Here is a 15,581-nt window from a genome sequence, read left to right on the forward strand (position 1 = left end):
AAGGCAGAGGATTCAGATAGCGTAAGGGATTATATAGGATGCCTGTATCCAGAGGGAAATATATCTACAAAACAGACGTATATGTTTGATCATGACCAGATAGAACGGGTATATTTTGTTGGATTTCAGGACCCGGAAGAGTTTGAATTTGTTGACAAATACCTGAATGAGGGAAATAATGGAAAATAGAGGAGTGCTTTTGTATGTAGACCTTGGCAGGCTTGAAGATGAACCTTACAGATTGTCAAAGATATATGATACACTTGGACAGTATATTGATGATATCAGACGTCAGAGAGATATAATATACATAAGCAAGATGGCGGAATCCCTGGATATATCATCCCTGGACAGATATCGTGCTCAACTGGTAGACGAATATGATCGGCTTGGAACTCTGAAGAAGATTCTGGATGAGGCATACGATCTGTATAAAGAATGTAATGAAAAATTCGAGGCATCTGGACAGACTCTGTGCAACCTATATGCTGAAACTCCATGGTATGAGACCAGTGAAGGAAAGCTGGCTATAGGCATAGGCGTGCTTGTGGTTACTGCTGCAGTGGCGATAGTCTGCCCTGCTGTACTAGGGGCGGCGGCCGCCACAGTAACACAGTCTATAGCGACATCTGCTATTATTGGTGCTGCCACGTCAGGCGTTATGAATGGAATAGCTTCAATGAAATCCGGCAAGTCATTTTATGATGGATTTGCAAATGGTTTTGAATCTGGAGCAATATTGGGTGCAATCAGTGGAGGATTAGGAGCTGGAACATCTGCAATTATGTCAGGGGCAGAACTCACAGTAGGAAGAGTCATGGCTGTAAAAGCTATGAATATGGTATCTGATGCAACTGTAGATACTGTGGTATATGCGTATCACTCAAACAAGTATGATAAAGACTTTACTGGCGGAGATATAGTTAAGACTTGGGTAAAAAGTGCGGCAACATCGTTTGCTATGCAGTCTGTTGGAGGTGGGAAGTCGTCGTCAAAGGCGGAGAGTGAAAATGGTGTTATATCTACTGGCAAAGGACAGGGAGGGGGTGGAGGTAATGTTAATTGGAAGAATGGCAAAAAAACTGTTGATGTAAACGGAAAAACTGTTACAATGGATAAAAACACATTTGATCCTGGTTTTGTAGACAAACAGGGTCGAACGAATACACAGAGAATGGAGCAAGGACTGGCACCTATTGGAACAGATGGAAAATCTGTTAATATACATCACATTGATCAAACAGATAATGGACCAGTTATGGAAATAACGGCTACAGAGCATCAGCAGAATTACAGCAAACTGCACACTAATATAGGACAAGCTCCATCTAAGATTAATAGAAGTAAGTTTAATAAGTGGAGAAGAGAATATTGGAAATGGCGAAGTAATAATTTAGATTAGTGGAGGTATATATGAGCTATACAAATTTTATTAAAGCAATGGAGTTAGCACCTAAATGTAAATTTTATACTACAGCGGGGGGGAAAAACGAAGAAGAAATTAGAAAATCAGAGCAAATGCTTAATATAAAATTTTCAAATCAAAGTATAGAATTTTATAAAAAATATGGCTATTTATCATTTTATGGTAATGAAATTTTTGGAATTGACCCAGATGATGATTCAGGAATATTGGAGGGGAATTCTGTTGCTTATGCGTTAAATGACCGGAAAGAATATAACTTACCTAATGAGTGGATACCTATATATAATTTTGATGATGGGAATATGGCATATTTAGATTATTCATATTTAAACGAGCAAAAAGAGCCTAGGGTTATAATGGCATTTTATAATGGTAAGGAATATGAGATAGTTGAAACGTTAGCAGAAGATTTTGGGGATTTTGTTTTGCAATTAGTGCAAGAACAAACAGAAGTGTAAAACTATAAAGGCATGATTTGTAAAAATACATTGTTTACTTAACAACATTTGTTATGAAAACAATGTATTTTTTTATAATTAAATAGAGAAAAACTAAATGACTGTTGACAAAAATAATTGATGATGCAATACTATTGTTTGACAATAATGTAAAGGAGATGGTGTTGTGTCGCGGGAAGATGATGTTGGAGCTGCGGGCGTTGGAGAAGCTGCGAAGGATAGCAGAGATGAGCTTGAAGACATTTTAAAAGCACTTGAAGCTGGTGATTCTGACAAGCATGGACCCAATATGAAGATCATCATAGGTGTAATAGCTGGAATCGTATTGGTTTCAGTTGTGTTAATTATCATGATGGTTAATAGGAAATCTGTTGTGCCTGATTTTGTTGGGCACACAACGGCGGAGGCAAAACAAATTGCCAGAGAGTCTGGTGTAACGCTTGAGGAGAAAAAAGAATACAGTTCTGAGGTAGAAGAAGGATGCGTTATCTCACAGGATATAGCCAAGGGAATGAAGGTGAAACGTAAGGCTTCAGTTGGAATAACGGTCAGTAAAGGCAAGGAGATGACAGTTGTGCCGGAATTTGTTGGTGAAATTCTGGATGATGCCAGAGCTATGGCTACAGAGGCTGGTATAGAGCTTGAAGAAACTGAAGAATATAGTAAGGATGTTGCGGCTGGCTTGATAATTGAACAGCAGGATACACAGGGAACCAGCATAGAAAAGGGGAGTTCTGTAAAGGTCACAGTAAGCCTGGGAGAGCAGACAGTAAAACTTCCTGACTTTGTAGGTATGACCTTGAATGATGCAACTATACAGTGTTCAACCCTTGGAATCACCTTTAGTACCCTCCAGGAGAATTCTGATACCGTTGATGAGAATGTGATCATCAGACAAAGCGTAAAGGCGGGAACTGAGATGACTGAAGATACTCAGTTGTATCTGATAGTGAGTAAGGGCAAGAAGACAAGCTCGTCTGTGGCTGCAAGCTCCGGTTCAGCAGGTGGTGGATCGGGATCATCTGGTGGTTCGGGAACAAATGAACAGGCGGACAGCGGAACATCAAGCGTAAATGAAGATGAGTTTATAACAGAAGAAGAAGAGTGGGGTGATTGATCATGAAAAAGGAGTTAAAGAGAAGGATAATTACAGTAATTGTAGGAGCAGTGATTATGTGTATGGTCAGCCTTGTTCCAGAAATGGTACAGGCATATGCTTCGACGAATGCAGTGTCGGAGGATGCTGGAATCAGGGCTGAATATAATGGTGACAGTGGGGTGCTGACATTGGATGTTTCCACAAATAAGGCGATGATTGACTTTGGACTGGAGGACAAGAAGCCGTGGACTAATTTCAATGTTATAAAGGTTGTAGTAAAGCCTGGAGTTACACATATAGGTAACAATGCATTTTCAGGATGTACAAATCTGGAGTCTGTGGTTATAGAGGGAGACGAACCTCTCACTATAGGACGAAGGGCTTTTTATGGATGTACTTCTTTAAAGTCTGTGGAATTTTCGAAAGGAACTTTGTCGGTGGGGGCGTATGCATTTGCCAGATGTTCAAGTTTGAAGAATGTAGACATGTCTGGATCTCAGATATACGAACTTGGTCAGTTTGCATTTGGAGAGTGCTATAGCATAACCGATTTGAAATTATCAGAGTATACCAAGAATCTGGGAGACTATTGTTTTCAGGGCTGTAACAGAATAAAGAACATAGATATTCCTGATAATTTATCAAGTGTTGGAAATTGTGCCTTTGCGGGATGCGAATTGTTAGAGCATCTGGATTTTTCGGAAAGACTGACAAAACTGGGCGATTTCTGTTTTATAGGGTGCAAAAATCTTCAATATGTTAGATTGTTAAGAAGACCGGCGGATGCGGATTTTGGAACCGGCTTGTTCAAGGAGGGAAATCCAACCGGAACATATCTGTATACATATGAGGCTGGTAACAACATATATACTCCGGATTCTGATGAGAATGTGATTATCAGGAGGGCTTATAGGTTTGATGAAAACAGTATGAATGTAAGTATTCCGGCTAAGAGTTATTCTTATACGGGAAAGCCTATAAAACCGGTAATTAAAGTTACGGATAATGATGGCTCTGTAGTAAATGCAGATGCATATGATGTTACATACTCGAATAATAAAAATGTCGGAACCGCTGTTATAAAGATTACAGGAAAAAATGAGAATATCGGCACACTCACAATGAAATTCTCAATAGTTCAGGCAGCATGCAAGCTTTCTGTTAAGAAGGATGGTAAGCAGGCCGCAGGTACATATACGCTTCTTCTGAACAGTCGTGGAACAGCATCTATGACCCTGGCAGCTACGACTTCAGGAAATGAGAAGATAAGGTACACAAGTTCAAACGAGAATGTACTCAAGGTCAATGACAGAGGAGTCATAACAGTCACAAAAACGGGTACAGCCAAAATAACAATATGCGCTAATAATAAGACAAAGTCAAATTATAAGCCATGCTCAAAAACAATCACTGTGAAGGTAAGAAAACCTCAGAGCATACAGGTTAAGAGTAAAAAGACACAGTATAATTATAAGAAGGGCGTGAAGAGAAGCATAGGAGCCTCAGCAAAGGGTGGAGTCAGACTTACATATAGTTCATCCAATCCTAAGGTTATTTCTGTAGCGAATAATGGAAAGATAACAATAAAGGGTGTTGGTAAAGCTATAGTTACGATAAAAGCAGGTGATAATGGTGTATATGAGCAGAAGGTAAGAAAGATTACATATTATGTAAGACCGGTGATGTCATCTGTGTCAATTGCCCATAACAGCAAAACACTAAAAGTAACAGTAAATAATCCTACTCCGAATTCAAAGGTTATCGTAAAAGTGTATGAATCGTCAAAGATGAAAAAACTATATGGTAAGCCACATATAAAAACTGTAAAGAAAGGCAAGAAAGTAGTTATTACTGTGAATGTATCAAAGTATAGCAGATACTATCCTGTAATTTATGTGAAGAAAAATGGCGTTGAATCACAGAAGGTTACAAATAGCAGAGGAGATATAAGGAAGTAAAGGGGGCATTTCAGATGACGAGAGTAAAAAAACTTATAGCGGCAGTGATGATTGTCTTGGCTATATGTTCATTTGGTATGGTGCAGGCACACGCTGATGAGTCGGATTCGACTGATGCGGTAAAAACCTATTATTGCATAGCAAATTATCCAGTTGGAGTAAGATTAAGTACATCACCAAACGGAAGAGCGCTTGCATGGATAACCATGACCGAGTCTGAAGCAGCGGATGCGTATGTGTATGGAAAAATAGATTACAGTGAGGATAAAGACGAGCTGAAGATACGTGGACTTACCGCACAGTCCATGAGACTCTACTGCGAAAAACTGGCCATAGGCAGTGAGCCATGCAAAATAGACAAGATAATCTCATGTGGAGGCAGTATCATGACTCTTGAGGTTAAGTCTGGTTCATATCTAAAGTGCAATGAAGTCGTGGGGGCTCACCGTTTTGATATTGCTCCAAGCGGACAGGATAATAATGTGTACAAGCCTTCAGCCTTGAATTTATCAGAGGACAGTGCTGAGGTGATCATTTCAGATGATAAACCATATGTATATACAGGCAAGGTGATAGCTCCGACAGTACAGGTCAAGTATGAGGGAAGAGTTATTGAACAGGGTACAGACTATAAGGTCACCTATAAAGACAATATTAATGCAGGAACACAAGCAAAGATTGTGGTGACTGGATGTGGAGATTATGGCGGAGAGATCCAGAAGGAATTTACAATTAAGCCTGCAAATGTGCAGTCTGCATCGATAGATGTGGCATCTTGTGTATATGACGGAACAGCAAAGTTACCAAAGGTTACAGTGAAGCTGAATGGTGCGGTAATGGGTACTGATAACTATAAGATTACTTTAAAGAATAATGTATCGGCCGGAAATAAAGCGGAGGCAGCCATAGAGGGTTGTAAGAATTTAACTGGAAAAGTAAGTAAGACATTTACAATTTCTCAGGCGGATATAACAAAAGCGACAGTGACATTAGCTGCTAATTCTTATACATATAGCGGAAGTTATTTCAAGCCTGCAGTTACAGTTGCGTATGGAAGTGCAAAGCTGAAGGCATCAGATTATACAGTACAATACGCAAATAATAAAGAGCCTGGTACAGCGACAGTTACTGTTACGGCAAATGGTTCCAACTGTGTATCAGGAAAGAGAGTTGTAAAGAATTTTAGAATTGAAAAAAAGGTACCGGTGATCTCGTTCAAGAGTCCTATATCAACAACATGGCACAATGCAAATGGAACACATGGCTTTGAGTGTGTTGCACCTAGTGATTGTCAGGGTACATTTAGCTTCAAATCAAGTAATCCTAAATTGCTTGCGATCAATGCGGCAGGTGGAAGAGTTCAGGTTATGAATAACAAAGCATTTGGCAGTGTAGTGATTACAGCTACCTTTACACCAAAGGGAGCGGATGCTGCGCACTATAGTACAAAGTCTATCACCAGAACTATAAAAGTGGTGCCAAACATAGTTAAGATAGCGAATACAGAATCTAAAAAATCAGGACAGTTATATATACAGTGGTCTAATAGTAAGAAGGAGTATAATGCCAGCGAATATAGGATATATTATTATGGCTACAAGAAGGACAGTGAAGATTGTGGACAGATGTCACTATATAATTCAAAGAGTAAGATAACGGGTACCAGTACAACCATAACCGGACTGAAAGCTGGAAAATATTATATTAAGGTTGTTCCTTGCTATAAGTCAGGCGGAAACGTGCAGAATGGTGCCAGCACAAGTGCTGTAAAGTGTGTTATTAAATAGTCGAAAGAGGAAATCTTATGGAATTTATGACTCCTGTGGATAAATATATGATATCGGGTGTCCATCGTATAAGAATAGGAAGTCTTGACGAGAATGAGATTGTGGTGAGAAGCCCGGAAATGATTGGTGTTCAGACCGAATTTGTGGAAAATGGAAATGGATGGATTATATGTGATACTGGCAGTCGTAGCTTGACCGTGGATGGCAATCTGGTACAGTCAGGATACAAGCTCAAATGTGGAGATATTATAGAACTCGGTGCTTTAAGGATAATATATTGTGTGCAGATTATCGGTGTGATTATACAGAACGACTTAAAAGACAGTATTATTGTCAATCTGCCATACTTGGATTCAGAGGCGCTTAAGTATGAGGATGTTCAGGGAAAAGACAGATTTTTTCACAGATCCCCCAGAAATACGAAGGAGCCGGTTATAGAGTCTGTGACAATTGAGAATCCACCGGCAAAACAGCAGATAGAAAAGAAACCGCTCTTGATGGTTATAGGACCAACATTTACGATGATGATCCCTATGATGCTTGGAGGAGTTCTTGCTATGTACAGCTACAGATCATCAGGGAGCAATTCTGGAATGCTTATGTATACAGGTCTTATCACTGCTGCTGCATCTGCGGTTATAGGAGTGTTATGGGCCTTCATCAATATGCATTATGATAAGAAGAGAAATGCACAGGGGGAGCTTGACAGGAGATCTGGGTATGCCAGATATCTGAGGCGGCAGATAAAACAGATAGCTTCTAATCAGAATACTATAAAAAATATGCTCGGAGATATGTACAAATCTCCTGATGTTATAACGCAATATACAGATCAGTCAACTGAATTGTGGAATAGAAACAGGAATCATAAGGATTATCTGGTGGAGCGAGTTGGCCTGGGAACATTGGATGTGTCAGAGTATATAACTGTTCCTAAGATACGAATGGAACAGTCTGATGATGAATTGATACAGATTCCGGGCAAAGTAAAGGCTGTATATTCACGAATAAAGGATGTTCCGCAGGGCGTGGATCTCGGAGCTACAGGTATAATAGGTATAGTTGGAGTGGGAGATAAGAGCAAAGCATTTGATGTGGCAAGAACCATGATTGCACAGATAGCAGCGAATAATTCTTATCGTGATGTAAAACTTGCATTTGCATTCGATTCTGAAACTGATAGCAGTGAATGGATGAACTATAGGTTTATGCCGCATGTGTGGCTCGATGATTATAGTGAGAGACTGATGGCGTCAGACAGAAGCTCAGTGGACGACCTGTTTTTCAGAATTATTGATATTCTGAGAGACCGGGAACAGAAAGATTATACTATAGAGAAGCGACAGTTTACTCACATTGTGTTGTTTGTTGCTGATACTTCTCTGCTGGAAGGGCATGCGATAAATAAGTACATAACAACAGATGCACAGAAATATTCTTTCACAGTGGTAACCTTGGCTGACAAAGAATCGCAGTTGTTGAATGACACTACTTATGAGCTTATGATCGACAAACAGTTTTCGGGAATCCATAGGATGAAGACGGATGAGTATAGCCATGTAGATTTTGATAAGGTGACAGAAAGTCAACTGGCAGCTTTTGCCGACAGAATAGCAGTTATAAAGGTGAACGAAGATGTGGAGGCTGGCGGTATACCCGACAGCCTTACATTTTTTGATATGCTGGGAATACAAAGGCTGGAAGAATTGCGGGTTCTCGACAGATGGAAGACAAATAAAAATTACAACAGTATGCGGGCTGTCATAGGTCAGTCGGCTGGAGGCAAGGACTGTATTCTTGATGTACATGAGAAATATCATGGCCCCCATGGGCTTGTTGCGGGAACTACAGGATCGGGAAAGTCGGAGACGCTGCAGACATATATTCTCTCAATGGCGATAAACTACAGCCCTGATGATATAGGCTTTTTCATTATTGATTATAAGGGCGGAGGAATGGCAAACCTGTTTGATGGTCTTCCACACATGATAGGAGCAATATCGAATCTGTCAGGAAGTGCGATAAAGAGAGCTATGGTGTCCATAAAGAGCGAGAATATGCGAAGACAGAGAGTCTTCAATGAGGCCGGAGTGAACAATATTAATAATTATACCAAGCTTGTAAAAGCTGGTGAGGTAGAACTTCCGGTACCACATCTGTTTATAATAGTGGACGAGTTTGCCGAGCTGAAGCGAGAACAGCCGGAATTTATGAAGGAGCTTATAAGTGTTGCACAGGTTGGACGAAGCCTTGGTGTTCATCTGATCCTTTCTACGCAGAAACCAGCAGGAACAGTCGACGAAAATATCTGGTCGAATTCCAAGTTTAAGCTGTGTCTTAGAGTGCAGGATAAGCAGGACAGTAAAGAGATGCTGCACAAGGAGGATGCTGCTTTTATAACTCAGGCAGGAAGGGGATATCTGCAGGTTGGAAATGATGAAGTGTATGAGCTATTCCAGTCTGGCTGGAGTGGAGCTGAGTATCGGGGAGATGCGGTTTCTGGTGAAGATACACGAACTGCGATACTTTCAGCTTCTGGTTCGGAGATTATAAGAAAGAAGAAAATTGCCAAAGTGTCAAATCCGGCAAACAGCGTAACGCAGTTGGATGCGGTTAAAGAGTATTTGGCCAAGGTAGCAAGAGAAAATGGATATAACAGAGATTATAGTTTGTGGATACCACCAATAGCTAATCCTATATTTATAGACGATATAGATAATGAATATCCGATAAATAAATCAGATGATACATATTCATTGGTGGCAACTATAGGAATGTATGATGATCCATCAAGGCAAAGTCAGAAACCATATAGGATCGATATTGCGGATGCTGGAAATATTGCAATATGTGGAACGAATGTAAGTGGTAAAAGTACCTTTGTTCAGACACTTATTGCATCATTGATAACCAGATATAAAGCTTCAGAAGTAAATATATACATAGCAGACTTTAGCAATAAATCTTTGCGGTGCTTTGAACAGGCTCCACAGGTTGGCGGCTTTGTTAGCGAGGATGATGACGACAGAATTAGGAAGCTGATATTCTTAATAAACAGGATTATATCTACAAGAAAAAATATTCTTGGTGGAATAAGCTTCAACTCCTATAAAAAAGTTAACAAAAACGATATGCCTGCAGTAGTGTTCATAATAGATAACTATGCTGGATTTCGTGAAAAAACAGCAGAAATATATGATGATAATATGCAGAAGATTGTTCATGATGGTACTGCATATGGAATATATACGATTGTAACTGCAAATGGATTTGGTAATACGGGAATACCTGGAAGGATAGAAGACAATATATCTGAAACAGTGGCATTGAGCCTGAATGAAAAGTATATGTACTCATCGGTTCTGAGAACAGGAAGAGTGGAGCTTGAACCGGAAAATCTAAAGGGAAGAGGACTCATAAAGGTCGATGGAGAAGTAATGGAATTCCAGACAGCGATAGCTACGGATAGGTGCGATGATATGGAACGTATAGAGTTACTTCGCAATATGTGTGCATCTATGGCTGAAGGAGCTACTGAGGTAGCGGAAAGTATTCCTGAAATTCCAGAAAAACCTACGTGGGAGATATTCAAGAGGCGTAATGATGTTGCTCAGATGTGTAATGGATATATGTTGCCGATAGGATATGACAGTGTAAGTGCAGAGGGATATGGAATAGACCTTAGGAGAACATTCTGCTATACAATTACGGGCAGAGCTAGAACTGGTAAGAAAAATGTTATGCGGTTATTGATGAATGCAGCACTGATGAGAAATGCAGATATAGTTGTTATAGAACATGGTTCCAATGAGTTCAAGCCTGATTCGGAATTGTTGGGAGCAACGTATATAGATAGCGAAGCAACACAGGCAGATTACTTTACAATGCTGGTTCCAGAATTTGTGGAGAGAAATAAGTTTAAAAATCAGGTAAAGGAACAAGGCTATGATGAGAATGAAATATATAGCCAGATGACCCGGTTTAAGGAAACATACATTTTTATTGCAGATATGGAAGCGTTTTTAAATACATTGTATTCGCCGAGTGAAGGCATTACAAGAATTGTCCCATTTATAGAGAATGTTGTAGAGAAAGGCGCTCTGCACAACATATTCATTATAGGGTTGATTGATACAGCAAGTCAGTCAGAATGTCGTGGACGAAAAGTATATGATGTTATGACTGGATATCATATGGGAATACAACTGGGTGGCAATTGTGCTGAAACTTCATTTTTTAATTTTACTAATCTATCATTTACAGAGGCAAATAAGGTATACAAACCAGGTATAGGTATGATCCCACAGGATAATGATGATCAGAATGTATCGCAGATAATTATACCGTTATACAGGAGGCAGATAAAGCATGATTAAGTCCAGGTTGATTATGCCGGAAATAAATCAAGAATTTGATGTTCAATATAATGAGAATGCACAGGTTTGTGATGTGATAACGGATACTTTGGATGTTGTATCGCAGTATCTGCGAACAGGCTATGTGAATCGTGAGCACTGGGTATTAGTGTTACCGAGAGAAGGCATGGTTATGGATCCAGATAGAACCTTGAAAAGTTATCATGTTGAAAATGGCGATAAACTGATACTCATGTAGATGAGGGATGTGTGATGTTAGTATCGTAAAGATACTTGACAAGTACAGGGGGGATGAAAATAATGGGGAATAGAGGCGTGCTTTTATATGTAGACTTGGGCAAGCTTGAAGATGAACCTTACAGATTATCAAAGATATATGATACACTTGGACAGTATATTGATGATATCAGACGTCAGAGAGATATAATATACATAAGCAAGATGGCGGAATCTCTGGATATATCATCCCTGGACAGATATCGTGCTCAACTGGTAGATGAATATGATCGGCTTGGAACTCTGAAGAAGATTCTGGATGAGGCATACGATCTGTATAAAGAATGTAATGAAAAATTCGAGGCATCTGGACAGACTCTGTGCAACCTATATGCTGAAACTCCATGGTATGAGACCAGTGAAGGAAAGCTGGCTATAGGCATAGGCGTGCTTGTGGTTACTGCTGCAGTGGCGATAGTCTGCCCTGCTGTATTAGGGGCGGCGGCCGCCACGGTAACACAGTCTATAGCGACATCTGCTATTATTGGTGCAGCTACGTCAGGTGTCATGAATGGAATAGCTTCCATGAATTCCGGCAAGTCATTTTATGATGGATTTGCAAGTGGTTTTGAATCTGGAGCAATATTGGGTGCAATCAGTGGAGGATTAGGAGCTGGAACATCTGCAATTATGTCAGGGGCAGAACTCACAGTAGGAAGAGTCATGGCTGTAAAAGCTATGAATATGGTATCTGATGCAACTGTAGATAGTGTGGTATATGCGTATCACTCAAACAAGTATGATAAAGACTTTACTGGCGGAGATATAGTTAAGACTTGGGTAAAAAGTGCGGCAACATCGTTTGCTATGCAGTCTGTTGGAGGTGGAAAGTCATCGTCAAAGACGGATGGTGGGAATGGTGTTATATCTACAGGCAAAGGACGGGGGGAGCCTGAAGGTAGTTTTAAATGTAAGAGTGGTAGTAAGACGGGGACTGTATGGGATAATATTACTAGTACAGCTGACAATATGCCTGCTACTGAAATACCTACTACATTTAAAATTGATTTGGATGGAAACATTAATTATGTGAATTCTGAAACAGGAACGAACACATTATGGACAAATTCAAATGCAACCAAACATATGGGTGAGTATGTAAGTAGATTTGGAGACGAGAGTTGGAGCATTGGAACTAGAAGCCAAGTGATGTTAGAAAGTTATTCTGCATCACTGAATAAAGCGATGGAGACGATAGGCACAGAGGCACCTGGAAGATATTTTGGTACATATGGTAATTGGGAACTTGGTATTAATACTGAAACTGGTGTAGTATATCATGCAAGGATGATTAATTAGAAAGGCGAAAAAGGTGAAGTTTGAAAAAGTATTTAATAATAAAAAATATATTCGAAAAATAGAAGGTATGGGAGAGGGGCTTGTTTTATTTGAAATATCAGTTATTGATAAAAGAATAGGACAAAACTACCATTTGTTTTATGAGGATAAGCGCAAGCCTCCGTTGGACATAGCAATTAATCCAGAAGATGGAATGATAGAGTATGTTAGCTATTTTGTTCAAGATGAAATAATTAATAATATTAGTGATATTCCCGTAATTATAAATGAGGGTATGGGAATTAGTATATGTAATAAGGATTTCAATGAGAACAATATGAATGTTACCTTAGATGGGAAATTTAAAATCTGGAAGTCAGAAAATGCAATTTTAATATTAAGAGATGATATTGAAGAGTGTGTTCTAAATGCATATAGGATTAATGATTCAAATAATTTATTGTTTTTAGACGATTATTTCGTTGGGATAGAATTTAAAAATTTGAATCAAGAAGAAATGAAAGAAATTAAGAATTCGAAATGTTTATTATAAAATATTGTTTTTAAATTATTAGATTAAAGGAGCAGTTTTAAAGATATTTCAACAAATAGGATGGTATATTTATAATCCACAGGAGAAGCCCCAATATTTGCCAATTGGTGAAGACGAAGAGTATGATTGGAAACGTGACGAGATAGAAGACATGGTTTTAGTCAATAGATAACATCAAAATGAGAAAAACTAAATGATTGCTGACAAAAACAATGGGTGATGTGATACTATTGTTTGACAATAATGTAAAGGAAAAGGTGTTGTGTCGCGGGAAGATGATGTTGGAGCTGCGGGCGTTGGAGAAGCTGCGAAAGATAGCAGAGATGAGCTTGAAGACATTTTAAAAGCACTTGAAGCTGGTGATTCTGACAAGCATGGACCCAATATGAAGATCATTATAGGTGTAATAGCTGGGATCGTATTGGTTTCAGTTGTGTTAATCATCATAATGGTTAACAGGAAATCTGTTGTGCCTGATTTTGTTGGGCACACGACGGCAGAGGCAAAACAAATTGCCGGAGAGGCTGGTGTAACGCTTGAGGAGAAAAAAGAATACAGTTCTGAGGTAGAAGAAGGATGCGTTATCTCACAGGATATAGCCAAGGGAATGAAGGTGAAACGTAAGGCTTCAGTTGGAATAACGGTCAGTAAAGGCAAGGTGATGACAGTTGTGCCGGAATTTGTTGGTGAAACTCTGGATGATGCCAGAGCTATGGCTACAGAGGCTGGTATAGAGCTTGAAGAGAGAAGATAAGGTACACAAGTTCAAACGAGAATGTACTCAAGGTCAATGACAGAGGAGTCATAACAGCCACAAAAACGGGTACAGCCCAAATAACAATATGCGCTAATAATAAGACAAAGTCAAATTATAAGCCATGTTCGAAAACAATCACTGTTAAGGTAAGAAAGTCTCAGAGCATACAGATAAAGAGCAAAAAGACACAATATAACTATAAGAAGGGCGTGAAGAGAAGCACAGGAGCTTCAGCAAAGGGCGGAGTCAGACTTACATATAGTTCATCCAATCCTAAGGTTAATTCCAGAAAAACCTACGTGGGAGATATTCAAGAGGCGTGCTTTTATATGTAGACTTGGGCAAGCTTGAAGATGAACCATACAGGCTGTCAAAGATATATGATACACTTGGACAGTATATTGATGATATCAGATGTCAGAGAGACATAATATACATAAGCAAGATGGCGGAATCCCTGGATATATCATCCCTGGACAGATATCGTGCTCAACTGGTAGACGAATATGATCGGCTTGGAACTCTGAAGAAGATTCTGGATGAGGCATACGATCTGTATAAAGAATGTAATGAAAAATTCGAGGCATCTGGACAGACTCTGTGCAACCTATATGCTGAAACTCCATGGTATGAGACCAGTGAAGAAAAGCTGGCTATAGGCATAGGCGTGCTTGTGGTTACTGCTGCAGTGGCGATAGTCTGCCCTGCTGTACTGGGAGCTACGGCAGCTGCAGTGACACAGTCTGTAGCGACATCGGCTATTATTGGTGCAGCTACGTCAGGTGTCATGAATGGAATAGCTTCCATGAATTCCGGCAAATCATTTTACGATGGATTTGCAAGTGGTTTTGAATCTGGAGCAATATTGGGTGCAATCAGTGGTGGATTAGGAGCCGGGATATCGGCAGTTGCAACCGGGGCAGAACTGACAGTAGGAAGAATAGTGGCAGTAAAAGCTGTGAATATGATATCTGATGCGACTGTAGATACTGTGGTATATGCATATCATTCAGACAAGTACGATAAGAGTATTACTGGTGTAGACATAGTCAAGACTTGGGCAGCGAGTGCTGTAACATCGCTTGTTATGCAGTCGATTATGGATGAATGTAATGATAGGACTCAATCACCAGATAAGAACAGTAATTCAATTAATTTTAAGAATTCGTTGGATAATCAAAGTAAAGCTAATAGTAATAAGCCCACAAATACAGTCACATATAGACGTGTTCAAGGAGGAACTGGAGACAAAGCAAGTCAACAGAGAATATTAATTGATAGTGAAGGAAATGTATATATAAATAAGAAAAATGTAAATTTGAATGTTAGTGTGGATAACGGAGAGCATTCGCAGTATTATATAGAAAATAAACGACCTGGTGCTGATATTTATGAATTTGAAGTTCCTAAATGGTTAGATGATATGGTAAACGAGTATATCGTGCCGGAAAAGAATTATAGAACAAATCCTTTAAATCAGGGGAGATGTGCGCCAAAGCTAAATGATCCCACAACTCCTGGAAGATGCATAGAATTTCCTGCACCGTGGATTGAATGGATTGAGGAATATGCTACAAATGGAAGAATAATAGCAGGAGGGGGGTAGGTGAAAG

General features: G+C 39.5%; 13 protein-coding genes. All 13 read left to right on the forward strand.

Annotated features, from left to right (window positions below; all coding sequences use genetic code 11):
* On the forward strand, positions 1-189 hold a 189-nt coding region (locus tag AB5150_RS07880; protein WP_349819047.1), incomplete at its 5' end, for a DUF4176 domain-containing protein.
* Positions 179-1,402 carry an HNH/ENDO VII family nuclease gene (locus AB5150_RS07885; RefSeq protein ID WP_349823513.1) on the forward strand — a complete coding sequence of 408 codons (1,224 nt, stop codon included), beginning with the start codon at positions 179-181 and terminating at the stop codon, positions 1,400-1,402. The genes AB5150_RS07880 and AB5150_RS07885, both read left to right, overlap by 11 nt.
* A gap of 11 nt (positions 1,403-1,413) precedes the next feature.
* Positions 1,414-1,884, forward strand: coding sequence for an SMI1/KNR4 family protein (locus AB5150_RS07890; protein ID WP_055147849.1), 471 nt, complete (start codon positions 1,414-1,416; stop codon positions 1,882-1,884).
* Between the two features lie 166 nt (positions 1,885-2,050).
* On the forward strand, positions 2,051-3,001 hold the full coding sequence (locus AB5150_RS07895) for a PASTA domain-containing protein (protein ID WP_055147846.1): 951 nt from the start codon (positions 2,051-2,053) through the stop codon (positions 2,999-3,001).
* Between the two features lie 2 nt (positions 3,002-3,003).
* Positions 3,004-4,941, forward strand: a complete 1,938-nt coding sequence (locus AB5150_RS07900) for a leucine-rich repeat domain-containing protein (protein ID WP_055147843.1) — start codon at positions 3,004-3,006, stop codon at positions 4,939-4,941.
* Positions 4,942-4,955: 14 nt separating this feature from the next.
* Positions 4,956-6,728, forward strand: coding sequence for a hypothetical protein (locus tag AB5150_RS07905; protein ID WP_055280670.1), 1,773 nt, complete (start codon positions 4,956-4,958; stop codon positions 6,726-6,728).
* Positions 6,729-6,745: 17 nt separating this feature from the next.
* A complete protein-coding gene (gene essC / locus AB5150_RS07910; RefSeq protein ID WP_368291617.1) occupies positions 6,746-11,104 on the forward strand; it encodes a type VII secretion protein EssC in 4,359 nt (1,452 codons plus the stop codon).
* Entirely contained in the window at positions 11,097-11,342 is a 246-nt protein-coding gene (locus tag AB5150_RS07915; protein ID WP_015533115.1) for an EsaB/YukD family protein, read from the forward strand. The genes essC and AB5150_RS07915 overlap by 8 nt, the downstream gene beginning before the upstream one ends.
* Before the next feature lie 62 nt (positions 11,343-11,404).
* Positions 11,405-12,679, forward strand: a complete 1,275-nt coding sequence (locus AB5150_RS07920; RefSeq protein ID WP_349819050.1) for a hypothetical protein — start codon at positions 11,405-11,407, stop codon at positions 12,677-12,679.
* A gap of 13 nt (positions 12,680-12,692) precedes the next feature.
* A complete protein-coding gene (locus AB5150_RS07925; RefSeq protein ID WP_055224723.1) occupies positions 12,693-13,211 on the forward strand; it encodes a hypothetical protein in 519 nt (172 codons plus the stop codon).
* A gap of 262 nt (positions 13,212-13,473) precedes the next feature.
* Positions 13,474-13,965, forward strand: a complete 492-nt coding sequence (locus tag AB5150_RS07930) for a PASTA domain-containing protein (protein WP_055274113.1) — start codon at positions 13,474-13,476, stop codon at positions 13,963-13,965.
* Between the two features lie 212 nt (positions 13,966-14,177).
* Complete coding sequence (locus AB5150_RS07935; RefSeq protein ID WP_262563550.1) at positions 14,178-14,303, forward strand: hypothetical protein; 126 nt, start codon at positions 14,178-14,180, stop codon at positions 14,301-14,303.
* Entirely contained in the window at positions 14,288-15,574 is a 1,287-nt protein-coding gene (locus AB5150_RS07940; RefSeq protein ID WP_349819052.1) for a hypothetical protein, read from the forward strand. Before AB5150_RS07935 ends, AB5150_RS07940 begins: the two co-directional genes overlap by 16 nt.
* The last annotated feature ends 7 nt before the right edge of the window (positions 15,575-15,581 follow it).

This window comes from Coprococcus sp. RTP21281st1_F1_RTP21281_210402 (assembly GCF_040915325.1).
Classification (GTDB): Bacteria; Bacillota; Clostridia; order Lachnospirales; family Lachnospiraceae; genus Coprococcus; species Coprococcus aceti.